The sequence below is a fragment of the Hydrogenibacillus schlegelii genome (assembly GCF_001653195.1).
In the GTDB taxonomy this organism is placed as follows: domain Bacteria; phylum Bacillota; class Bacilli; order Thermicanales; family DSM-22653; genus Hydrogenibacillus; species Hydrogenibacillus schlegelii.
In genome coordinates this window covers 1-21,229 of record NZ_JXBB01000063.1, presented here as the reverse complement: position 1 = coordinate 21,229, position 21,229 = coordinate 1, and the positions used below count along the sequence as shown (strand labels likewise).

The 21,229-nt window shown below is 66.8% G+C and carries 22 protein-coding genes and 1 pseudogene; 2 read left to right on the top strand and 21 right to left on the bottom strand.

The window, feature by feature from the left end:
- Window positions 1-244: 244 nt before the first annotated feature.
- The 21 genes from SA87_RS11560 to SA87_RS11460 all read right to left on the bottom strand — a co-directional run bounded on the left by SA87_RS11560 (window position 245) and on the right by SA87_RS11460 (window position 20,390).
- A complete protein-coding gene (locus tag SA87_RS11560; RefSeq protein WP_066203405.1) occupies window positions 245-1,390 on the bottom strand; it encodes a hypothetical protein in 1,146 nt (381 codons plus the stop codon).
- Complete coding sequence (locus SA87_RS11555; protein WP_066203400.1) at window positions 1,380-2,267, bottom strand: ABC transporter ATP-binding protein; 888 nt, start codon at window positions 2,265-2,267, stop codon at window positions 1,380-1,382. Before SA87_RS11555 ends, SA87_RS11560 begins: the two co-directional genes overlap by 11 nt.
- Entirely contained in the window at window positions 2,233-2,811 is a 579-nt protein-coding gene (locus SA87_RS11550; protein ID WP_066203398.1) for a GntR family transcriptional regulator, read from the bottom strand. The genes SA87_RS11555 and SA87_RS11550 overlap by 35 nt, the downstream gene beginning before the upstream one ends.
- A gap of 196 nt (window positions 2,812-3,007) precedes the next feature.
- Complete coding sequence (locus tag SA87_RS11545) at window positions 3,008-3,910, bottom strand: MTAP family purine nucleoside phosphorylase (RefSeq protein ID WP_066203396.1); 903 nt, start codon at window positions 3,908-3,910, stop codon at window positions 3,008-3,010.
- Between the two features lie 73 nt (window positions 3,911-3,983).
- On the bottom strand, window positions 3,984-4,448 hold the full coding sequence (locus SA87_RS11540; protein WP_066203394.1) for a tRNA (cytidine(34)-2'-O)-methyltransferase: 465 nt from the start codon (window positions 4,446-4,448) through the stop codon (window positions 3,984-3,986).
- Between the two features lie 142 nt (window positions 4,449-4,590).
- The gene (locus SA87_RS11535; protein ID WP_066203392.1) at window positions 4,591-5,199 is read right to left on the bottom strand and encodes a methylated-DNA--[protein]-cysteine S-methyltransferase; all 609 of its coding nucleotides are present in this window, start codon (window positions 5,197-5,199) and stop codon (window positions 4,591-4,593) included.
- Window positions 5,200-5,332: 133 nt separating this feature from the next.
- The gene (gene queG, locus SA87_RS11530; RefSeq protein WP_082718373.1) at window positions 5,333-6,679 is read right to left on the bottom strand and encodes a tRNA epoxyqueuosine(34) reductase QueG; all 1,347 of its coding nucleotides are present in this window, start codon (window positions 6,677-6,679) and stop codon (window positions 5,333-5,335) included.
- Window positions 6,676-7,173 (bottom strand): ribonuclease HI, encoded by a 498-nt coding sequence (gene rnhA, locus SA87_RS11525; protein WP_066203389.1) that lies wholly within the window; start codon window positions 7,171-7,173, stop codon window positions 6,676-6,678. Before rnhA ends, queG begins: the two co-directional genes overlap by 4 nt.
- An 86-nt stretch (window positions 7,174-7,259) precedes the next feature.
- Window positions 7,260-8,057, bottom strand: a complete 798-nt coding sequence (locus SA87_RS11520) for a hypothetical protein (protein WP_066203384.1) — start codon at window positions 8,055-8,057, stop codon at window positions 7,260-7,262.
- A 204-nt stretch (window positions 8,058-8,261) separates the two neighbouring features.
- Window positions 8,262-8,966, bottom strand: coding sequence for an ABC transporter ATP-binding protein (locus SA87_RS11515; protein ID WP_066203377.1), 705 nt, complete (start codon window positions 8,964-8,966; stop codon window positions 8,262-8,264).
- Window positions 8,953-9,744 (bottom strand): ABC transporter ATP-binding protein, encoded by a 792-nt coding sequence (locus SA87_RS13360; RefSeq protein WP_066203375.1) that lies wholly within the window; start codon window positions 9,742-9,744, stop codon window positions 8,953-8,955. The genes SA87_RS11515 and SA87_RS13360 overlap by 14 nt, the downstream gene beginning before the upstream one ends.
- Before the next feature lie 3 nt (window positions 9,745-9,747).
- Entirely contained in the window at window positions 9,748-10,686 is a 939-nt protein-coding gene (locus SA87_RS13355) for a branched-chain amino acid ABC transporter permease (RefSeq protein WP_066203645.1), read from the bottom strand.
- Window positions 10,687-10,695: 9 nt separating this feature from the next.
- On the bottom strand, window positions 10,696-11,571 hold the full coding sequence (locus SA87_RS11500; RefSeq protein ID WP_066203367.1) for a branched-chain amino acid ABC transporter permease: 876 nt from the start codon (window positions 11,569-11,571) through the stop codon (window positions 10,696-10,698).
- A gap of 221 nt (window positions 11,572-11,792) precedes the next feature.
- A complete protein-coding gene (locus SA87_RS11495; RefSeq protein WP_082718375.1) occupies window positions 11,793-13,025 on the bottom strand; it encodes an ABC transporter substrate-binding protein in 1,233 nt (410 codons plus the stop codon).
- A 285-nt stretch (window positions 13,026-13,310) separates the two neighbouring features.
- Entirely contained in the window at window positions 13,311-15,068 is a 1,758-nt protein-coding gene (locus tag SA87_RS11490; RefSeq protein ID WP_066203363.1) for a methyl-accepting chemotaxis protein, read from the bottom strand.
- Window positions 15,069-15,380: 312 nt separating this feature from the next.
- Window positions 15,381-15,638, bottom strand: a complete 258-nt coding sequence (locus SA87_RS11485; protein ID WP_066203360.1) for a hypothetical protein — start codon at window positions 15,636-15,638, stop codon at window positions 15,381-15,383.
- Between the two features lie 200 nt (window positions 15,639-15,838).
- Window positions 15,839-16,849, bottom strand: coding sequence for an oxidoreductase (locus SA87_RS11480; RefSeq protein WP_066203638.1), 1,011 nt, complete (start codon window positions 16,847-16,849; stop codon window positions 15,839-15,841).
- A gap of 38 nt (window positions 16,850-16,887) precedes the next feature.
- Window positions 16,888-17,688 (bottom strand): enoyl-CoA hydratase-related protein, encoded by an 801-nt coding sequence (locus SA87_RS11475; RefSeq protein ID WP_066203357.1) that lies wholly within the window; start codon window positions 17,686-17,688, stop codon window positions 16,888-16,890.
- Window positions 17,689-17,705: 17 nt separating this feature from the next.
- Window positions 17,706-18,278 (bottom strand): peroxidase-related enzyme, encoded by a 573-nt coding sequence (locus SA87_RS11470; RefSeq protein ID WP_211258080.1) that lies wholly within the window; start codon window positions 18,276-18,278, stop codon window positions 17,706-17,708.
- The gene (locus tag SA87_RS11465; RefSeq protein WP_245637728.1) at window positions 18,275-19,936 is read right to left on the bottom strand and encodes an acyl--CoA ligase family protein; all 1,662 of its coding nucleotides are present in this window, start codon (window positions 19,934-19,936) and stop codon (window positions 18,275-18,277) included. The genes SA87_RS11470 and SA87_RS11465 overlap by 4 nt, the downstream gene beginning before the upstream one ends.
- Before the next feature lie 178 nt (window positions 19,937-20,114).
- A complete protein-coding gene (locus SA87_RS11460; RefSeq protein ID WP_169816969.1) occupies window positions 20,115-20,390 on the bottom strand; it encodes a hypothetical protein in 276 nt (91 codons plus the stop codon).
- A 237-nt stretch (window positions 20,391-20,627) separates the two neighbouring features.
- On the opposite strand from SA87_RS11460, the pseudogene SA87_RS12870 reads away from it, so the two are divergent.
- Both SA87_RS12870 and SA87_RS11455 read left to right on the top strand, forming a co-directional pair.
- A pseudogene (locus tag SA87_RS12870) lies at window positions 20,628-20,756 on the top strand (IS607 family transposase); the annotation flags it as partial.
- Window positions 20,743-21,229, top strand: a 487-nt coding sequence (locus SA87_RS11455; protein WP_156516504.1) for an RNA-guided endonuclease InsQ/TnpB family protein, incomplete at its 3' end; no start/stop codon positions are given. The pseudogene SA87_RS12870 and the gene SA87_RS11455, both read left to right, overlap by 14 nt.

The window sequence follows — 21,229 nt, the reverse complement described above, 5'->3', positions numbered from 1 at the left end:
GTCGTCCATCGTCATCGCCATCCTGGCGTCGCTCATCTTCTTCATCCTCACCGCCGGCTACAACGAAGACAAGACGTGGAACCTCTGAACCGCTGGCGGAATACTGGCGAACGCCCCCGTCCCTCGTCGCCGCTCGCACAACCGAACCCTGCAAACCAAAAGGAGGAGGGAACGCCCTCCTCCTTTTGCTTTGGAAAGCACAGGCGGGAAAGCATCGGCCGCATCGGGCGGCCTCACCGCGGCGTCAGCCGGCCGGCGCCCCCCTTCGCCGCCTCGGCGGACCGAAGATCCGCTGCCGCGTCCCCCAGTAGACGACCCCGCCGAGGACGGCGGCGCCGAAGTAAAACCGGACGAGCGACCCCACGCCGATCATCGGTCCGCCGACCAATCCGGAAGCGATCAGCCCGCCGAGCAGGGCGAAGTGAACCGGGATGCCGACGAGAAAAAGCGGCCGAAGCGCCGGCACGACGAGCATCCGCCGGGAAAGCTCGAGCCGGTTGGCCGCATATCCGGCCGCCCCGGCCAGCAAAAACACCGCCGTCATCCCGAGATCGTACGGAACAAGCCGCCAGAACGCCGCCGCCTCCTGCGCCGGATCCGCCCCGCCGGTGAGGAGGCCTGGAAGCCCGAAGAAGGACTCTCCGAAATGGAGCAGCGGACTCAGGCCGATCACCGCATCGGCGATCTCCTGCATATGCGCTCGAAACCACTCGACCGGCGCCCAGTGTTCCACCAGCGGCTGCAGATGAAGCGCCTCGACGTGCACGACCGCCGTCAGGTACAAAAGCCCGATGACGCCCGCCGGATAGACGCCGAAGATGATCGTCAAGGCGACCTGGTACCCGCCGCTTCCGGCGATCGCCCCCATCAGCATCGCCAGCGCATACAGCGCCAGCGCATCGACAAAGAGCGTCCCCAGCCGCAGCCCGAGCGCCGGGCCAAAGACGACGACGTCCCGATACGGGGATCCCGCCACCAGTCCGAAACCGACCAGAGCCGAAAGAAGAAGCGCCGCCGCGATGACCGCCGCGCCGAGGGCCGCCTTGACCGCGAAGACCGTCCCGCGAGCGTACGGCAAGAAAAACGTCAGCCGGTCGAGCCCGCGACTCCGTTCGCCGCCGAGCTGGGCCATCGCCAGCCACAGGACAAACGCCGGAAAAAAGAACGACGGCCAATCCAGCCGCACCCGGTAAGGCGGCGGAAAGCCTTCCTCGATCTTAAAGTGGACGTCGTCGAGCTGGCCCATCACCCGGATCGCCGTCCAGAACACCGCCGCGCCGATGAACGCCGCCGTCACCCCGGCGATCTGCCGCCCTTCCTTCAGCCAGAGCCCGGCGAGCGGCGGCCGGAGGCCGCTTCGTCCGGCTTCCTGTCCGGCGTCACCCTTCATCTGGCGTCCCTCCCAGCTTTCTCACGTACACGTCTTCGAGCCTGAGCGGAAGCGGCTCGACGAACAGCGCGCCGGCTTCCCGGAGCCGCCCCGGCACCTCCTCCGGCGCCCCCTCGACGAGCACCGTCATCACCCGCCCCGTCCGGGCGAGAATCCGCACCCCCGAAAGCCGCTCGAGCGCCTCCGGCCCGACCCCTTCCGCGAGCGCCACCTGCCACTTCCCGTACCGCGTCTGAAGCGCCTCCACCGCCACCTCGCCGTCGATCCGCCCTTCCCGGAGAAAGAGCACCCGGTCGGCGATCGCCTCGAGCTCTTCCAGCCGGTGGGTGGCGACGACGATGAGCGGCCGGGCCTCCGCCGCCGCCTCGACGAGCAAGCGCAGCGCCTCTTTTTTGTAGATCGGATCGAGCCCCTCCGTCGGCTCATCCAGAAGGAGCCCTTCCGCCCCCGTCGAAAGCGCCAGCGACAGATAAAACAGCCCCTTCATCCCCTTGGAAAACGTCTGCACCTTCCGGTTCGGCGGAAGGTCGAACGCCCGAAGCCGCGCCCAGAACGCCTCCCGGTCGAAACGGGGGTAAATCCGGGAAAACAGCGCCAAAAACGCCTTCGGCGTATAATGGCCGAGCCACTCCCGCTCGTCGGTCACGAAAAAGAGCCGCGCCCGCGCCTCCGGCACCCGGTAGACGTCCAGGCCGTCGTAGCGGACCGACCCGGCGTCCGGACGGAAGATGCCGGCCATCGTCCGAAGGAGCGTCGTCTTCCCGGCGCCGTTTCGCCCGACGAGGCCGACGATTTCGCCCGGCGCGGCGGAAAACGTCACCCCGTCCAGCACCGCCCGGCCGTCAAAGGCCTTCCGAACGCCGTCCACTTCCAGCATCGCCGTCCCTCCCTCCGTCCGCCTCCGCGCCTCGCGCTTCGCCCCGTGCCGCCTTTTCCGCCCGGCCCGCCTTTCCCTCCCGGTCTGACGTCGCCGCCGCTCCGGCCGGCTCCGGCCGACCATCGGGCGCCATGCCCCGCACCCGACGATACGCCTCCGCCACCCAGCGCTGAAACGCCGCCTCCTCGACGCCCCAGAACGCCGCCTCCAGGACAAGCACGTCCAGCCGGCTTCGGAGCTTTTGCATCCGCTCTTCTCCCGCCGGAGGCCGCTCGGCGACGAACGTCCCCTTTCCCGGATACGTGGCGATCACCCCCTGCCGCTCCAGCTCCTGATAGGCCTTCATCACCGTGTTGGGGTTGGCGAGCACCTGAGCCGAAAGGTCCCGAACCGACGGCAGCCGGTCGCCGGGCCGAAGGAGTCCCTTGACGATGAGCCCTTTGATGTGCCGCACCAGTTGCTCGTACACCGGAACGCCCGGCTCGCCCTGCAGGTCGAACACGCCGTTCACCTCCTCGCCGCCGGAGCGCCGCTCGACACCCATGTTCTATTATACATAGTACACTTGGATCGTCAAGCGCTTTTCTCCCATCCCCATCGGCGCCCGTCTTCGCTCCGATCACGCTCATCGCCGGCAAACGCGAAAGACCCGGGCCAAAACGCCGCAAAAAAACCCGCCGGAGCCTCCCGGCGGGCAATGCGGTCGCCGCCCCCGCTCCACGCGCCGGGCGTCCCGCGCCCTACTCGAGCGTCGACGGATCGAACCGCTTTTCCTGAAGCAGCGTCTCCTTCCGGAGCGTCCGGCAGCGGCAGCCGACGGCTTCTTCCGGGCTTTCCTTGAGGGCATCGAGCAGGATGTGGCCGATCGTCACCGCTTCCTCGTAAAAAATCTCCGCCAGCTCCCGGTGCCGCCAGTCCCGGATGACGCCCTCCGCGTAGTTGACGACCATATAAAGCCCCGTATAACAGGCGCCGATCTCCCGGGCGAGGTACACCTCCGGAACCAGGCTCTGGCCGATGACGTCGGCGCCCATCAGCCGGAACGCCTGCACCTCCGCCCGGCTTTCAAAGTGCCGGCCGTCCGTCACGAGATACACCCCGCGGGTGAACACCCGGCGGCCCGTCCCTTCCAGCCGCCGCCGGGCGGCCCGGGCGAGGATCTCCGTCCCCGTCGGGCAGATCGGGTCCCGCATGATTAAAAGATAGGGGCTGCCGAGGGAGACGTCCTGCCGCATCGTGTAATCGATGTAATCGTCCGGGATGATGACGTCCCGAAGCTCCAGCAGGCGGTTTACGCTTCCGACGCCCCCTTCGGCGTAGATGCGGACGACGCCCGCCTCCCGGAGCACCCAGAAAAGCTGCCGCGACGCATCCGCCCGGCTCACGTGCGGCGGCCGCCACCCGTGCATTTTCACCGTCCAGAAGCGCTTGTCGCCGACCTCCGCCAGCGTCATCGGCGGGCTCGGGCCGAACGGCGTCTCATAGACGACGTCCCGCTCAAGCACCCGGACGTCTTCCCGCCCGAGCCCGCCGGGAAAATCGAGCGAAAACGTGCTCGAGCCGCCGATGAGGGCAAACGGCGCCGGCGCTACCGGTTCCGGCGCCGGCGCCTTTTTCTCTTTTTCTTCGGTCGAAGCAGCCATCTTCTTTCCCTCCGGTTCTCATCATTTCATCCGAACCGGGCGCATGCGACGGGCGGTCCCGACGGAAGCCCTCTCAGACGAGGTCGGGAAAACCGTTTTGCCGGAGCGCCTCGTACAGGACGATGGCGACGGCGTTGGAAAGGTTGAGCGAGCGGAGCGTCTTTCGCATCGGGATGCGGAGCACCCGGTCGGCGTTCGCCCGGAGGACGTCTTCCGGGAGCCCCGTCGTCTCCTTGCCGAAGACGAGCACGTCGCCCGGGCGAAAGCGGACGTCGGTGTAGCGGATCTTGCCGTGGGCGGAAAAATAAAAAAAGCGATGCCCGGCATAATGGCGATAGACGTCATCCAGGGAATAAAACTCCTTGAGCCTCACTTCCGGCCAGTAATCGAGCCCCGCCCGGCGCAAATACCGGTCCTCCAGCGAAAAACCGAGCGGATGCACCAGACCGAGCGACGCCCCGGTCACGGCGCACGTCCGGGCGACGTTCCCGGTATTGGGCGGGATCTCCGGCTCGACGAGCACGATGTGAAACGGCATGCCCCCAAAACCGCGCTCCTTTCCGGTCGACGGCCGGCAAAGGTCGTTTGGTCGTCGGCGATCGGCACTTCGGTCGAAACCGTCAACGGTCGAACGTCCGTCCGGTCACGGCGGTCGGCGATCGACCGCCCGGTCGCGGCCGTCAGCGGCCCGTCTGCCGTTCGACGGGGGACGCTCCGCCCCGATGCGCCCGCTCGTGGGCGAGGAGGGCCGCCTTCCGGTCGAGGCCGCCCCGGTAGCCGACGAGGCTGCCGCTTGCGCCGATCACCCGGTGGCACGGGACGAAAAGGAGAACCGGGTTGTGGTGAAGCGCCCGGGCGACGGCCCGGACCGACCGGGGCACGCCGAGGACGGCGGCGAGCTCCCGATAGGACCGCACCTCCCCGAAGGGGATCGTCCGGACGGCCTGCCACACCGCCCGGGAAAACGGCGACCCGAAAAGATGCAGGGAAATCCGGTGAAGGGCCGCCCCGTCGCCGGCAAAATACGCCGCCAGGGCTTCCCGCTCCGCCTCAAACCGCCCCGGCGCCGGCTTCGGGTCCGGCAGCCGGTGCCGCCGGAGAAACCGGGCGAGGGCCGCTTGCCCCCTGTCCCCGTTCGCTTCTCCCCAGGCGCCTCCGTCGGCGACGAAATTCGCCCAAAGAAGCCCCGCCGCCCCCTTCACGAGCCGCATCGTCCCGAGCGGGGTCGGCACATCGGTCCACCCCAGATCCGGCGCGCCCGACTCCGACGCTCTTTTCTCCGGCCGCATCGCCGCGCCCCCTTCCGGCGTTCGTGCTCGGGCCGGCGCGACCCAGAACCGCCCGTCCGGTGTTGCCCGGCCTTTGCCCATGGCGCCGGACCTGGGCGCCGCGCCTCGCCCCCGCCAGCGGGCCGGTCCTCCCTCAGCCGATGCCCGAGCGGTCATTCGCCGGGCGACGTTCCTCCTCAGCCCCGCTACGGCCGGAAGCGCCGGAAAGCCGCGCGAGCGCCGCCTCGATTTCTTCTCGGACCATCGGATCGCGCTCCCGCGCCCGGGCCGCCTCGAGGGCCGACTTTGCCGCCTCCCCGCCGATTTTCCCGAGCGCCCAGGCGGCGGTCCCCCGGATGACCGGCCGCGGATCCAGAGCGAGCCGCTCGGCGAGAACCGGCACCGCCTCCGGCGCCCGATGGTGGGCCAGTGCGATGATGGCGTTTCGCTCCAACGTCCGTTTCCCCCGCCAGCCGGCCGCCGTCTTGGCAAACGTTTCGACAAACGCCTTTTTCGAAAGGCCGATGAGCGGCATGATGAGCGGCTTGACGACTTCCGGATCCGGGCGAAACTCCGGATGATGATCGGCATCGACGCCGCGGTTGTACGGACAGACGACCTGGCACGTGTCACAGCCGTAGAGGCGGCTCCCGAGCTTTTCCCGGTACGGAAGGGGGACCATGCCCTTCGTCTGGGTATGATACGACAGGCACTTCTTACTGTCCAGCGCCCCCGGCCGGATGAACGCCGACGTCGGGCACGCGTCGAGGCATTTCGTGCATGAGCCGCAGCGGTCTTCCATCGGCGCATCCGGCGGAAGGGGGAGATCGAGCACGAGCTCCCCGAGATAGACGAACGAGCCGTAATCCGGCGTGATGAGAAGGCCGTTTTTCCCGATCCAGCCGATTCCCGCCCGGGCCGCCACCGCCCGGTCGGAGAGGACACCGGTGTCGACGAGGATCTCCCCGCGGACGGACGGCACCCGCTCCCGGATCCAGGCCAGAAGCGCCTCCAGCCGCTCCCGGAGGACGCCGTGATAATCCCGCCCCCACGCCGAGCGGGCGATGAATCCCCGCCGGGCGCCGGGGACGGATTTCGGCGCGTTTTTGAGCTTCGACGGATAGGCCATCGCCGCGGCGATGATCGATTGCGCCCACGGCATCGTCCGCCGGGGATCGACCCGCTCGTCGATCGTCCCCTTCTCAAATCCGGAATCATATCCCCGGCCGTAATATTCCTCCAGAATCGGCCGGAGCTCGTGAAAGGGATCGGCCGTCGTCACGCCGACCGCATCGAGGCCGATCGCCCGGGCCGCCGCCTTCAGCTCCGCTTTGAACGCCGCCCCGTCTTCGGGCGCCCGGTCGCTTCTTCCCCGCCTGCCCGGCGTCTCGTCCGGTCGAAGTTCGGATCGATCCGGATCGTCCGGCCGCGGGTCGAACGGCTTTGGTGCGCCTGCTCGCGGGTCGGACGGCGGGGCATTCGGCCGCCGTTCGGCCGTCATCGCGGCCCCGCCCCGCTTTCCCGCCGGTAGGCGGCCATCGCCCGCACCGCCAGCCGGTCGACCCGGACGTTCTCCGGAACGCCGGCGTGCCCTCGCACCTTCTCAAAGCGCACCGTCCGCCGCGCCGTCTCCTCGAGGATGGCCGCCCAGAGATCGCGGTTTTCCACCGGGCCTCCGTCCGCCTTCCGCCAGCCGCTTTCGACCCAGCGTCGGAGCCATCCCTGCCGGAAGGCATTGACGACGTACGCTGAATCGCTGTAGACGACGACGTCCGCCCCCGGGGGAAGCGCCCGCAGCGCTTCGAGGACCGCCGTGAGCTCCATCCGGTTGTTCGTCGTTCGGGCCTCGCCGCCGGTGAGGACCCGCTCCGCGCCGGCGTTCCGAATGAGCGCCGCCCAGCCGCCGGGCCCCGGATTGCCGGAACAGGCGCCGTCGGTATAGACGACGAACGATGGCCGGCTTTCGGCCGGCGCCGGGCTCCCGGTCTCGTGCATCCCGGAGCGCCTCCTTCCCCATCCCCCGTAAGCGTAACAAAAAAAGCACCGGTCGCCAAGGACGACCGGTGTCGGCCTTTGGCCGCTTAGCGCCCGGCCGGAGCAGCTCCCTTACTGCCGTTCGCCGGTCCTCCGCCGTCGCCGGGACCGGCGGGCGCTTCCGATCCGGGTTCGGCGGCCTTTTGTCCGATGCCGGCCGGCGCGGTCCGGGGGGGCCCTTCGCCGACCGGCCCGTCCCCGTCCGGTCCGAAGGCGGGCCACTCCAGCCGGGACGCCTGAGCATACCGTTCGAGCAGCGAAAAAAGGTAGGCCAGATCCTCCGGCGAAAGTTTCTCCCGGACCGCCGTATACGCTTCGCCCAGCGTCTCGAGCGTGAGCCCGCGGCCGAACACCTCCGCAAGGCGCCGGACGTCCGCCGGCGTCAAACGGGCCTGGGCCCAGCGGAGAAATTCGGTCTTTTCCTTTGCCGTCATCGTGGCCTCGAGGACGTCGATCGCCCGGACCAGTTCGTCCGCCGGGACCGCCGGGGCGCTCACCTCGACGGCGTCGCTTCCGCCTCGGGATTTGCCGCCGCCGGTGGCGGCGCCGGCGTTCTTTGCGCCCGAAGGGCGCCGCTCGACGCCGTCGATCGCCGCCCGGGCCTCGCCGGCGTATCGAAAGAGTTCGAACCACGCCTCGAGCCGGCTCGCGATCGCCCGTTCGACGGTGCGGTCCAGCTCCGCCTGCACGGCGTCCGGGAGGCCGATCCAGACGAAGGGCCGGAGTCCTCCGCCGCCTTCGCCCCCGGCCCCGTTTCCCGGCCCCCATCCGGCGGCGACGTACCCGGCGGCAAAAAAGGACGCCGCCCAAAAAAGGCGCCAAAAGGCCCGACCGATCGTCCGCATCGCGCTCCCTCCCGCGTGGCACCTGTTTCCAGTTTGCCAGCGGGACCGGTCCCATATACGCCGGGCCCGGGATCCGCCGGAAGCGGGCAACGATCGACGCCCGGACGCCGGGGGCCGTCGGTGGAGGGCGCCGGCCTTGAAGGCTCCGGCGGTCGGAAAGCGGCCGCATGGCCGCCCGACGGCCGCCGGAGGTCCCAGACGGCGCTAGCCGCCGAGGTACGCCGCCCGCACCTTTTCGCTCTGCCGGAGCGCCTCGCTCGGACCCTCCAGCACGATCCGCCCCGTCTCGATGACGTACGCCCGGCGGGCGACGCCGAGGGCCATGTGGGCGTTTTGCTCGATGAGGAGGATCGTCGTCCCCTGCGCGTTGATCTCCCGGATGATGCCGAAGATCGTCTGGACAAGGACCGGCGCAAGCCCCATCGACGGCTCGTCCATCAGGAGGAGCTTCGGCCGGGCCATGAGCGCTCGGCCGATGGCGAGCATCTGCTGTTCGCCGCCGGAGAGCGTCCCGGCCGGCTGCCGAAGCCGCTCCTTAAGGCGCGGAAAGAGGGCGAACACCCGCTCCAGGTCGGCCTGGATGCCCGCCCGATCCCGCCTGAGGTAGGCGCCCATCTCGAGGTTTTCCTTCACCGTCAGGTTGGCGAATACCCGGCGGCCTTCCGGCACGTGGGAGATGCCGAGGGCGACGATGTCCTCCGGCCGGCGGCGGGTGAGGTCCTCGCCCCGGAAACGGATCGTCCCGTTTTTCGGCCGCACCAGGCCGGAGATCGTCCGAAGGAGCGTCGTCTTCCCGGCGCCGTTGGCCCCGATCAGGGTGACGATCTCCCCTTCGTCGACCGAAAGCGAGACGCCCTTTAAGGCGTGGATTTTCCCGTAATAGACGTCGATCGCCTCAAGCGAGAGCATCTTCCGCCGCCTCCCCCAGATACGCTTCGATCACCCGCGGGTTTTTCCGCACCTCCGCCGGCGTGCCGTGGGCGATGAGGGCGCCGTGGTCGAGGACGTAGATCCGCTCGCTCACCGACATGACGAGGGACATGTCGTGCTCGATGAGGAGGATCGTGAGCCCGAACGCCTCCCGCACCTGGCGGATGAGGTCCATGAGCTCCTGCGTCTCCCGGGGGTTCATCCCCGCCGCCGGCTCGTCAAGGAGGAGGAGCTTCGGCCGCGTCGCCAGCGCCCGGGCGATCTCCAGCCGCCGCTGCATGCCGTAGGGAAGGTTTCGGGCGAGTTCCCCTTCGACGGCAGAAAGCCCCACCCGCTCGAGGAGCTTCCGGCTCTCCGCGAGCATCCGATTTTCTTCCCGAAAAAAGCGGGGAAGGCGGAAGATCGAGTCGATGAACGTATGATGCGTGTTCACCTGGTAGGCGATCCGCACGTTGTCGAGGACGGTCAGGTTCTGGAACAGCCGGATGTTCTGAAACGTCCGGGCGATCCCCTTCCGCGTCAGGCGGTGGGGCGCGGTGCCGTCGATCCGCTCGCCGAAAAAGCGGATCTCCCCCGCCGTCGGCCGGTAGACGCCGGTCAGCAGGTTGAACACCGTCGTCTTCCCGGCGCCGTTCGGGCCGATGAGGGCGACGAGCTCCCCTTCGTCCAGATAAAGGTCGACGTCTTTCACCGCCGTGAGGCCGCCGAAGTGGATGGTCAGCCCCTTCGTCTCCAGCACGCGCGCCTTCGTCGTCATCCGTCACGCCTCCTTCGCCCGGCGGCGGAAGAGGTCGCCGAGCTCGCGGTTGCCCATGAGCCCCTGAGGCCGGTAGAGCATGACGAGGATGAGCACCAGGCTGTAGAGGATCATCCGGGTCTCCGGAAACGCCTGCAGGTAGATGTTCACGACGCTAAGGAGCGTCGCCGCCAGAACCGCTCCGCTCAGGCTCCCGAGGCCGCCCAGGACGACGAAGACGAGGATCTCAAACGACTTCAGGAAGCTGAAGGCGACCGGCTGGATGATGTAAAACTGATGCGCGTACATCGCCCCGGCGATGCCGGCAAAAAACGCCCCGACGGCAAAGGCGAGCACCTTATAGTACGTCGTCGGCACCCCCATCGCCTCCGCCGCCACCTCGTCTTCCCGCACCGCGAGCATCGCCCGGCCGTGGGCGGAGTTTGTCAGGTTCGCGATGACGACGAGCATGACGACGACGGCCCCGTACAGCACCGTCCAGTTCGTGAGATGTTTCACCTGCATCCCGGCGGCGCCGCCGACGTAGTCGATGTTGTACAGGGTGATTCGGACGATTTCCCCGAAGCCGAGGGTGGCGATGGCGAGGTAGTCTCCCCGGAGGCGGAGCGTCGGCGCCCCGACGAGGAGGCCGAAAAGCGCCGCCACCACGCCGGCGGCGAGGATGGCGAGGAAAAACGGCTGATCGAGCTTCGTCGTGAGCACCGCCGACGTGTACGCCCCGACGGCGAGAAAGCCGGCGTGGCCGATGGAAAACTGCCCCGTCACGCCGATGATGAGGTGGAGGCTTGCGGCGAGCATGATGTTGATGCCGATGTTCATGAGCATGTTTTCATAAAAGCGGCCGATCCAGCCGGCAGAAAGCCCCGCTTGAACGACGGCGTACAGCGCTACGATCCCGATGAAGAGGAGGGCCAGACGCTTTCGATCCGGCGCGATGGTCATCGGCGTCACCTACACTTTCTCCCGGACGTTTTTCCCGAAGAGCCCCTGCGGCATGAAGAGTAGGATCAGGATGAGAATGATGAACGCCACGGCGTCCCGGAAAAGAGAAAAGCCGAGGGCGCTCACCCCCGTCTCGACGAGGCCGAGGAGGAGGCCGCCGACCATCGCCCCGGGGATGCTCCCGATCCCGCCCATCACCGCCGCCACGAACGCCTTGAGCCCCGGGATGAGCCCCATGAGCGGGTCGATCTTCGTGTAGTAGAGGCCGAAGATGACGCCGGCGGCGCCGGCCAGGGCCGACCCCAAGGCAAACGTCCAGGAGATCGTCCGGTCGACGCTGATGCCCATCAGGCGAGCCGCGTCGGCGTCGTACGAGACGGCCCGCATCGCCTTCCCGATCTTCGTGTAGTGGACGATCCACTGCAGAAGGAGCATGAGCAAAACGGAGATGAGGAGGATGACGAGCGTATCGACCCGCGTCGTCGCGCCGAACACCCGGATCACCCGGTCGCCGAAGAGGTCCGGGTAGACGTCCGGCTGGGCGCCGCGGACGTAGATCGTCGTGTACTCGATAAAGAGCGACACGCCGATCGCCGTCGTGAGCGCCGCGATCCGGGGCGAATTCCGGAGGCGACGGTACGCCACCCGCTCGATGAGGACGCCGATGAGCGATGTCACCGCCATCGTGAGGAGGATCGCCGGAATAAAACCGAGATGAAGCACCGTGATCGCATAGAAGCCGATGAACGCCCCGAGCATGAAGACGTCCCCGTGGGCGAAGTTGATGAGCTTGACGATGCCGTAGACCATCGTGTAGCCGAGGGCGATGAGGGCGTAGATGCTGCCGACGGAGATGCCGTTTAAAAGCTGCTGCAGCCAGTTCATGGAAGCACCGTCCTTTTCATCAAAAAACGGTGGAGAAGCGCCCTGCGGGCGCTTCCCACCTTCTCCGCGCATCGGACCGCCGACCGGCCCGGATCATTCGGCGGCCGCTCCATCACCGGCGGCCTCCCGCTTCTCGACCGGCCTCGTCGCCGCACCCGAACCGACTGGTCTTTCGGTTCCGAACCTCACGCCGGCTGGGCTCCGAACCTTATTTCCGAACCTTATTCCGGCTGGACTTTCGTCCGGAACGTCTGTTTGCCGTCCTTGAACTCGATGATGGCCGCCGCCTTGACGGGGTTGTGGTTCTCGTCGATCGAGATCTTGCCGGTGACGAGCTGGAGGTCTTTCGTCTCCGCCAGCGCCTGGGCGATCTTCTCCGGATCGGACGACCCCGCCCGCTTGATGGCGTCGGCGAGGAGGTACATCGCGTCGTAGCCGAGGGCGGCGAAGCCGTCCGGCGTCTTGCCGAATTTATCCTTGTACGCCTTGACGAACGCCTGCACCGCCGGATCCGGGTCCTCGGACGAGTAGTGGTTGGTGAAGAACGTGTTGTTGAGCGCCTCTTTCCCGGCGAGCTCGAGAAGCGTCGGCGAATCCCAGCCGTCTCCGCCGACGATCGGGCCGGTGTAGCCGAGCTCTCGGGCCTGCTTGATGATGAGCCCGACTTCCTCGTAATACCCCGGAACGTAGAGGACGTCCGGATTTTTGTCCTTGATGCGGGTGAGCGTCGAACGGAAGTCGGTGTCCTTCTGGACGTACGACTCTTCGGCGACGATCGTGCCGCCGGCGGCCTTGAACGTATCGATGAAGGAGGCGGCGAGCCCCTTCGAGTAGTCGCTCGACGAGTCGATGTAGACGGCCGCCGTCTTCGCCTTCAGATCGTTCAGGGCGAACTGCGCCGCGACCTTCCCCTGGAACGGGTCGATGAAGCACGCCCGGAACATGTACGGATGGACCTGGCCCGTCTTCTCGTCGACGGTCACCGACGCCGCCGTCGCCGTCGGCGAGACGACCGGCACTTTGTTCTCCGTCGACAGCTGGATCATCGCCTTCGTGTTGCCGGACGTCGCCGCGCCGATGATCGCCGACACCTGATCCTGCGTCATGAGCCGCACGGCCACGTTCGCCGACTCGGCGTTGTCGGAGCGGTTGTCCTGCTTGACGAGCTTGATCGTCATGCCGTCGATGCCGCCCTGCTTGTTCAGCTCCTCCGCCGCAAGCTCGGCGCCGTTTGCCGCCGACGTGCCGTAGGACGAGACGTTGCCGGAAAGCTCCAGGTTGAGACCGATCTTCACCTCACCCTTGGCCGCCTCTCCGCCGGAGGGCGTCGACGCCTGCGGCGAACCGGTGTCGGACGTTCCTTTTCCGCCCGTGCCGCAACCGGCAAGGACGAACAAGAACGCCGCCAGCAGGAGGAGCCAGCGTCCCCGAACGGGCCATGTCCGTTTCGTCATCGATCGACAACCCCCTTTGTTTTTCCCCCATCCATTCACAAAATTTTCGGATGGTGGTGGCAAACCTGCTTAAGATTATAATCATCTCCCGACCGTTCGTCTATAGGATGGGGCTATTTATTTTTGCGCTGCAACCGTGAAAACACCGGCGTCCGAACGGGCGCCAGGCCATCTCCGTTTCCGGGGCAGCCTGCGCCCATCGGCCGCACGCCGGCGCCGGCGTTCCTGGCGTCCGGGAACCGGGAACCCGCGCCGGCGCCGCAAGCCATCACCCGCCTGAGGCCGTCACAGCTTAAACTGCTTCAGCGTCTCCGTCAGGCGGTCGAACCCTTCTTTCAGGGCAGCGATCTGCCCGCGTAGATTTTCGGCGAGCGCCCCCGTCTCTTCGCTCGAGGCGGCGACTTCTTCCGCCGACGCCGACGACTCCTCGGCAAAGGCGACGATCTCCGCCAGTGAAGCGGCGACCTGAGACGCGTACGCCTCGATCGATTTCAAGCCGTCCGATAGCTCGCCGATCGCCCGGGCCGTCTTTTTCGCCTGCTCGGCGACCGCCGGGAAAAGCCGTCCCGTCTCTTCGAGCCGCTCGATGTGCCGCCCGAGCAGGTCGCTTTCTGCATTGACCTGCTCGGCAAGCTGGCGCGCCCCGTCGGCCACTTCATCGAGCGTCTCCCGCACCCTCTTGACAAAACCGGCCGACTGAACGGCGAGCTTTCCGATCTCCTCCGCCACGACGGCAAAGCCCCGGCCGTGCTCCCCCGCCCGGGCCGCCTCGATCGAGGCGTTCAAGGCCAGAAGCTGCGTCTGGGTGGCGATCTCCTGAATCTGCGCCAGCACCTCCACCATCTCGCGGGTCATCTCCGTCACCCGATCGGCGACGGAGCGCATCTCCCGGTTCGCCTTCAAGACTTCGCGCCCGTCGAGGACGAGGGCCTCGACCGCCTCGACGCCGCTTTGGGCCTTGGCCTGGCTTTCGCCGGAGAGGGTCCGAACCGTCTCCGCCCCTTCCGTCATCCGAACGAGCCGCTCCTTGACGCCGTCGACGGCCTCCGAAGCGCTCTGGATGCGCTGGGTCTGCTTTTCCGTCGCCTCGGCGAGCTGGGTGATCACCTGGCTTACTTCTTCCGAGACGGTGCCGAGCTGATCCGCCATCTCCTGCACTTCGACGATGAACGTTCCGCTGGTGCGCTCCATTTCCTGGACCTGGCGGATCGCCGCCCGGAGCTTGGCGACGTACTGCCGGAACCACCAGGCAAGGGCCCCGGTCTCGTCCATCGCCTGAACCGGCACGGCGACCGTGAGATCCGCCTCGCCCTGCGCCGCCCCCTGCATCGCCCGGGCCACCTCCCGGAGCGCCCGGTGCGACGCCCGCATGGCGAAGCTGACAAACAGGGTTCCCAGGATGAGGTTGCCGAGGTCGCTCAGAAGAAGCGTCCGGCCGATGACGAGCCAGTCGGCCGACCGCTGGAACGTCTCCAGGTGGGCGACGGCCGACGCGCTGCTCATGAGGATCGTCGCCAGAAGCTGCAGGAAAATCCCGGCCCCAAGCCGGACCGAGGAGGAAAACAACCCGTTCGACCGGTGCCGAAACGCCTTTTCGGCAAAGACTTTTTCGTATTCGAACACGATGAGCACGTAGAAGATGAGCGTCACCGGCACCGCCACCCCGATGCCGAACGACTCCAGCGCCCAAAACTGAAGCGGCGAAACGTCCGGGAGGCGGCCGGCGGCGAGCCAGACGGCGATCGGCGGATCGATCATTTTCCAGAGGAGGAAGACGATCGGGGACCACTTCAGCCGGCGGTACGTCGTATCCGGCGTGCCGCGCTCGAGTCCGACCCAGAAGGCGTGGAGCATCCCGAGCGTTCCCGCGAGGACAAACGCTCCCCAGAGAAGCGACGGCCAGGCCAGAAGCGCGCCGGAGAGCGTCCCGGCGTCGACGAGGCGGGCAACCGCCGTCACGTACAAAAACCAGACAAGCGGGACGAGGGCGACGTTCGCCGCAGCGTAAAGGATGATGCGCAGGCGAGACTGTGCCGGTTCCATCGGTGTTCCTCCCATCTTTCCGCCGTCGATCCGGTGGCCGGTTTCGGAACCGCTGATGCGGACCTGACGAGACGCCTGATGCGTGTCTTCCGGAGGGCCTGATGCATGCCTGATGGGGCACTTTCTGGATGTCTTATGTACGGCGATTTCCGGTAAGAAGTGTATCGGAAGGTTCCAAGGAAATTTTTAATGAAACGGCGGCGCCAAGAGGCGCCGCCGCGCGACGTCTTTTCCGCCTGCGCATAAGGGATATTTTGCGCTTTCCAAAGCTTTGTCGTCCGGCGTCGGCTTCTGCCGAGGCGAAGCCCGTCCTCATTCCAGCGGCGCTTCCGTCCGGTCTTTTAACATCGCCGTTCCGGCAAGGGAGATCAAGCCGAGGACGATGACATACAGCGAGATCGCCGCCGACGAGCCGGCCGTTTTCAAGAGCCACGTGCTCACGAGCGGCGCCGGGCCGCCGGCGATGATCGCCGTGAGCTGATATCCCAGCGAGGCGCCGCTGTAGCAAAGCCGCGTCGGAAAGTTTTCCGCGATGAGGGCCGCCTGCGGCCCCTTCGTTGAGCCGTTCAAACGGCACCCGGTCGGACAATAGTTTTTCGATCGGCAGCTTCCCGCGTCGGTACAGCTCGATGTAGCGGGGAATGTCTCGAGCCGGAACGGCACTTCCCATATACGCCCCTTTCACCGTCCGTTCCTCGACCGTCATCGTCACCAGCGGAAAGGCGAACCGGTGGCGCTTTGATTTTCACGGGTATCCTTCCTTTTCGAATTCAAGTTGGTTCCTCTCCTCCCAGACGCACGACGATCCGCCCTTGAACCGCCCCGCGAAGGATCGCCTCAAGCGCGTCGATGAGCCCGTCGAGTCCGACCTCCCGGGTCATGGCGAGAAGCTCCGGCGGCTTCCACGGCCCCGCCAGACGACGCCAAAGCTCCTCCCGAAGGGACATCGGGCAGTAGACGGAATCGATGCCGAGGAGGCTCACCCCTCGAAGGATAAAAGGGAACACCGTCGTCTCGAGCGCGCTTCCGCCGGCGAGACCGCTTAAGGCGATCGCCCCGCCGTAGCGGATCGCCTTCAAGACCGACGGGGTCGTCCGGCCGCCGACCGGGTCAACGGCGGCCGCCCACCGCTCTTTTTCCAATGCCTTCCGGCTCTCGGCCGCCACCGCCTCCCGATCGAGCACTTCGGAGGCCCCAAGCCGCCGCAAAAAATCATGGGCTTCCGTTTTCCCGGTGCTGGCCACGACCGTAAATCCGAGCCGGGCCAGGATCGCCACCGCCATCGACCCGACGCCGCCCGTCGCCCCCGTGACGAGCACCGGCCCCCGCTCCGGCGTAAGCCCCCATTCCAACAGCCGGTGAACCGACAGCGCCGCCGTGAAGCCGGCCGTTCCGAGCGCCATCCCCTCTTTGAGCGTCATGCCCTCCGGAAGCGGGACGGCCCAGTCGGCCGGCAAGCGCGCCCATTCGCTAAATCCGCCTTCGTGCGACACGCCGAGCCCGTACCCGGTGGCGAGGATGCGATCCCCGGGACGAAACCGATCGTCTTCCGAGGCGACGACGACGCCGGCGAGGTCGATCCCCGGCACCATCGGGTAGCGGGTGAGAATCTTCCCGTCCGGCCGAATCGCCAGGCCGTCTTTGTAGTTCACGCTCGAGTACGCCACCCGGACGAGGAGCTCCCCTTCCGGCAGATCGTCCGTCGTCCGCTCCCGGACGGCCGCGGCGACGCCGCCGTCGGCCGTCCGCTCGACGACGAGCGCCCGAAACCTTTGTTCCATCTTCACCGTTCAACCCCTCGATCCTCGATCATCGCCTCTCATTTCGGCGCCGGGGCCGGCCGCTCGATCCCGTCCTGCCACGCCGGCGTCCGCTTGTCCAAAAACGCCTGAATGCCCGCCACGGCGTCCGGATGTTTGCTGTTGCGGACGATCACTTCCGTCGCATAAGCGAGCGCCGTCCACTCGTCCAGCGGATACTGCCGGTAAAACAGCCGTTTTCCGAGCTCGACGACGTCCAGGCTGTGGGCGGCCACCTGCAGGGCCAGCGCCTCGGCGACCGCATCCAGCCGCTCGTCCGGGGCCACCTCGTTGACGAGCCCCATCGCCTTGGCCTCTTCGGCGCTGTACAGCCGACCGGTAAAGAGCATCTCCGCCGCCTTCTTCCGCGGCACGTTCCGGCTCAAAAACACCCCCGGCGTGCTGCAGAAAAGCCCCCATCGAATGCCCGTCGTTCCGAAGCGGGCCGTCTCGGCGGCCACCGCCAGGTCGCTCGCCGCCACCAGCTCCAGCCCCGCGGCCACGGCGAGCCCCCGCACCTTCGCCAGCACCACCTGCGGCATCTCCCGAATCACCCGTTTGAGCGCATACCCCAGCTCAAAAAGCGCATGCACCCCGTGAAGATCCCGCTCCTGAATTTCTCCGAGGTGATGGCCGGCGGAAAACACGTTCTCCCGCCCTTCCAAGATGACGACGACCGTCTCCCGGGCCGCGGCGATCGCCTCGAGCCTGGCCTTCAGCTCGGTCATCATCTCGACCGTCAGCGTGTTGTGCCGGCCGGCATCGTCCATCCGCACCCGCGCCAGCGGCCCCTTTTTCTCCACGTGGACAAGCGTCTTCATCGTGTCACTCCTTTCACTTAGCGCCCCATCCCGTAGAACTCCTCGTTCGGCAAGAGGGCACTCATGTTCGCCAGGCGATTGCTCATGGCGAAAAACGCCGCGATCGCGCCGATGTCCCAGATCTCGTCGTCGGAAAAACCCGCCTCCCGGAGCGCCTCGATGTCCGCCTCGGTGATGTCCGCCGAGGCGAGCGCCACCTTCATGGCAAAATCGAGCATCGCCCGCTGCCGGGGCGTAATCTCCGCCCGGCGGTAGTTGGTGGCGAGCTGATCCGCCAGGCGCGGATTTTTCGACCGAAGGCGCAAAATCGCCCCGTGGGCGACGACGCAGTACAGGCAGCGGTTGGCCGCCGACGTGGCGACGACGATCATCTCCCGCTCCGCCTTGGTGAGGCCCCCCGGCCGCTCCATGAGCGCATCGTGATAGGCGAAAAAGGCGCGAAATTCCTCCGGCCGGTGGGCCAGCGCGAGGAAGACGTTCGGCAAAAACCCCGTCTTTGCCCGGACCGCCTCCATGCGGGCCCGCACGTCCTCCGGCAGGGCCGACGGATCCGGAATCGGAAACCGGCTGATCGGCCGCCCTTCGCTCACCGGCCTTCCCCTCCCCCGTAGATGCGCCGGTCGCGCCCCTGCCATTCCCGTTCCCGGAGGACGTATTTCTGGATCTTCCCGGTGCTCGTCTTCGGCAGCTCGCCGAATTCGATCGTCTTCGGGCACTTAAAGTGGGCGAGGCGCTCCCGGCAGAAGGCGATGAGCTCGGCCTCCGTCGCCGTGCGGTCCGGCTTCAAGGTGACGAACGCCTTCGGCACTTCTCCCCATTTTTCGTCCGGCACGCCGACGACCGCCACTTCCAGCACCGCCGGATGCTCGAGGAGCACCCGCTCCACCTCGATCGAGCTGATGTTCTCCCCGCCGGAGATGATGATGTCCTTCGCCCGGTCCCGAAGTTCGATGTAGCCGTCCGGATGCATCACGCCGAGATCGCCCGTATGGAACCAGCCCCCGGCAAACGCCTTTTCCGTCGCGGCCGGATCCTTGTAATACCCGAGCATGACGCCGTTTCCCCGCATGACGACTTCGCCCATCGTCTCTCCGTCGGCCGGCACCGGCCGCATCTCGGCATCGACGACGTCCACCTCCCCCAGCCCGACGTACGGCACCCCCTGCCGCGCCTTCAGCCGGGCCCGTTCTTCCAGGGGGAGCGTCTCCCACGCCTTCCGCCACGCGTTTACGGTAAACGGCCCGTACACTTCCGTCAGCCCGTAGACGTGGGTGATTCGGGCGCCGAGCCCTTCCATCTGCCGAAGCAGCGCCGGCGACGGCGGCGCCGCGGCGGTGACGATGTGCACCGGCCTGGGAAATGCCCGCCCCGTCCGCTCCAGGTGCTGAGCGATCATCGTCAGCACCGTCGGCGCGGCGCTGAAGTGGGTCACCCCCTCCGCCTCGATGAGGGCCACGATCCGCTCCGGATCGACCTTCGAAAGGAGCACGTGCGTCGCCCCGACGGCGGTGACCGCCCACGGAAAACACCACCCGGCCGCATGGAACATCGGCAGCGTCCAGAGATAGACGTCTTCCGACTGGATCTTGGCCTCGATCACTTCCGCCAAAGCGTTCAAAAAAGCGCCGCGATGATGGAGCATCACCCCTTTGGGGCGGCCCGTCGTGCCGCTCGTGTAATGCAGGCTGATGAGGTCCCATTCGTCCCGAACCGCCACCGGCCGGATCTCCGCCGGCGCCGCCTTCAGAAGCCCTTCATAGTCGTGCCGGGCCCAGGGCGGCGTGCCGTCGACCGCCGCCTCGCCGTCGAAGATCACGTGCCGGAGCCGGCGTTCCGCCAGCATCGCCGCATGGTCCCGATAAAGCGCCGCCTCGATCAGGAGCACCGACGCCTCGGAATGATCGAGGATATAAGCGATCTCCGCGCTCTTCAGGCGGATGTTGATCGGCACGATCACCGCCCCCATGAGCGGTAGGGCCAGGTGCGCCTCCAGCGCCATCCGCGTGTTCGGCGCCAGCACGGCCACCCGATCGCCATACCCGACGCCCAACCGTTCCAGCCCGTTGGCCAGCCGGTGCACCCGCTCGTGGAGCTCGGCGTACGTCAGGCGGCGATCGCCGTCGACCGCCGCCACGACGTCCCGATACGCCACCGCCGATCGCTCGAGAAACATCGCCGGCGTAAGCGGCGCCCGATACGGGACCCCTTCGCGCTGAAGGGTTTTTTCCGCCATCCGCGTCAAAAGCATCGACGTTCCTCCTTTTCGTGCGCACTTTTCGCGCGCCTCTCCGGCATCTTCGATCCCTTCCGGAACGGATCGGGCCTCACCGCTCATCGAAACCGCTCGTTGCGTCCGTCCCAGCCTTGGACCGACAAACATGGCGGCCGCCTTGCGGCGGATCCGGCCGACCGTCCCTTCCGGACCGTCATTCCGCCGGCTGTTCTGCCCCCGCCGTCTCCCCGCCGACCCAGCGCATCTCCCGCTCCGCGACGGCTTTCAGCACCGCCGTCCCGATGAGCGACAGCACGTCGACGAGGGCGATGTAGGCGCTGATCGCATGGGTCGTTCCGAACGTTTTCAGCAAATAGGTGGCGATCATCGGCGAAAAGCCGCCGGCCGTCGCCCCGGCCACCTGATAGATGAGCGACGATCCGGTATACCGCAGGGCCGGCGGAAAGCTCTCGGTGTTCACCGCCGCCATCGGACCGTAGAAAATGCCAAACAGCATCAGCCCGATCGCCGCCGCCAGGACGATGGCGCCGGGCGATTTCGTATTGACGAGGGCAAAGTAAGGGCTGCCAGCAGCTGAAAATACGATTGATCTTCATCACTTTCTCGGATAAAATATACCCATGAAACTCAGCCAATGGGCCAAAAATCGCGGCATCACCTACAAGACGGCGTGGCGCTGGGTCAAAGAGGGCAAGAAGAAAGAGAGGTTGACGATGACCTGGTGCGCGACATGACCGAGGTCCTCACTTCCCTTGCCGCACGATTGTATGGCAAGCGTTCCCCGAGACGTCGGGCAAAAAAGGCGCTGGAGGCGCTTCAGCGTGAAGATCCATAGAGCCTACCGGTACGAACTCGATCCCAACGTCGACCAGCGCATCCTCCTCGCCAAGCACGCCGGGGCCGCCCGCTTCGCCTACAACTGGGGCCTCGCGCGATGGATCGAGATCTACGAAAAAGAAGGCCGCACGACAAATGCGATGGAGCTCCACCGGGAACTGAACCGCCTGAAGAAGACGGACTTCCCGTGGATGTACGAAGTGTCCAAATGGGCACCGCAGGAGGCGCTTCGGGACCTGGAAAAGGCGTTCCAAAACTTCTTTCGCGGGCGGAAGACCGGCCGGAAGATCGGCTATCCGAAGTTCCGGCGGAAACACGACCGGCGGGACAGTTTCCGGCTGGACAACAGTTCCGGCACGATTCGCCTGCTTCTGGACGGGAGTGACAGGCGTTATCCCGGAAAGGCGCGCCACATCGTGCTCCCTCGCATCGGCGCCGTGCGCCTGAAAGAGAAGCCCGTCCGCCGGAAGA

Coding starts and splice junctions, on each gene's coding strand:
- SA87_RS11560 (WP_066203405.1), bottom strand. CDS start 1,390: ATGAAGGGTGACGCCGGACAGGAAGCCGGACGAAGCGGCCTCCGGCCG.
- SA87_RS11555 (WP_066203400.1), bottom strand. CDS start 2,267: ATGCTGGAAGTGGACGGCGTTCGGAAGGCCTTTGACGGCCGGGCGGTG.
- SA87_RS11550 (WP_066203398.1), bottom strand. CDS start 2,811: ATGGGTGTCGAGCGGCGCTCCGGCGGCGAGGAGGTGAACGGCGTGTTC.
- SA87_RS11545 (WP_066203396.1), bottom strand. CDS start 3,910: ATGGCTGCTTCGACCGAAGAAAAAGAGAAAAAGGCGCCGGCGCCGGAA.
- SA87_RS11540 (WP_066203394.1), bottom strand. CDS start 4,448: ATGCCGTTTCACATCGTGCTCGTCGAGCCGGAGATCCCGCCCAATACC.
- SA87_RS11535 (WP_066203392.1), bottom strand. CDS start 5,199: ATGCGGCCGGAGAAAAGAGCGTCGGAGTCGGGCGCGCCGGATCTGGGG.
- queG (WP_082718373.1), bottom strand. CDS start 6,679: ATGACGGCCGAACGGCGGCCGAATGCCCCGCCGTCCGACCCGCGAGCA.
- rnhA (WP_066203389.1), bottom strand. CDS start 7,173: ATGCACGAGACCGGGAGCCCGGCGCCGGCCGAAAGCCGGCCATCGTTC.
- SA87_RS11520 (WP_066203384.1), bottom strand. CDS start 8,057: ATGCGGACGATCGGTCGGGCCTTTTGGCGCCTTTTTTGGGCGGCGTCC.
- SA87_RS11515 (WP_066203377.1), bottom strand. CDS start 8,966: ATGCTCTCGCTTGAGGCGATCGACGTCTATTACGGGAAAATCCACGCC.
- SA87_RS13360 (WP_066203375.1), bottom strand. CDS start 9,744: ATGACGACGAAGGCGCGCGTGCTGGAGACGAAGGGGCTGACCATCCAC.
- SA87_RS13355 (WP_066203645.1), bottom strand. CDS start 10,686: ATGACCATCGCGCCGGATCGAAAGCGTCTGGCCCTCCTCTTCATCGGG.
- SA87_RS11500 (WP_066203367.1), bottom strand. CDS start 11,571: ATGAACTGGCTGCAGCAGCTTTTAAACGGCATCTCCGTCGGCAGCATC.
- SA87_RS11495 (WP_082718375.1), bottom strand. CDS start 13,025: ATGACGAAACGGACATGGCCCGTTCGGGGACGCTGGCTCCTCCTGCTG.
- SA87_RS11490 (WP_066203363.1), bottom strand. CDS start 15,068: ATGGAACCGGCACAGTCTCGCCTGCGCATCATCCTTTACGCTGCGGCG.
- SA87_RS11480 (WP_066203638.1), bottom strand. CDS start 16,849: ATGGAACAAAGGTTTCGGGCGCTCGTCGTCGAGCGGACGGCCGACGGC.
- SA87_RS11475 (WP_066203357.1), bottom strand. CDS start 17,688: ATGAAGACGCTTGTCCACGTGGAGAAAAAGGGGCCGCTGGCGCGGGTG.
- SA87_RS11465 (WP_245637728.1), bottom strand. CDS start 19,936: ATGCTTTTGACGCGGATGGCGGAAAAAACCCTTCAGCGCGAAGGGGTC.
- SA87_RS11460 (WP_169816969.1), bottom strand. CDS start 20,390: ATGGCGGCGGTGAACACCGAGAGCTTTCCGCCGGCCCTGCGGTATACC.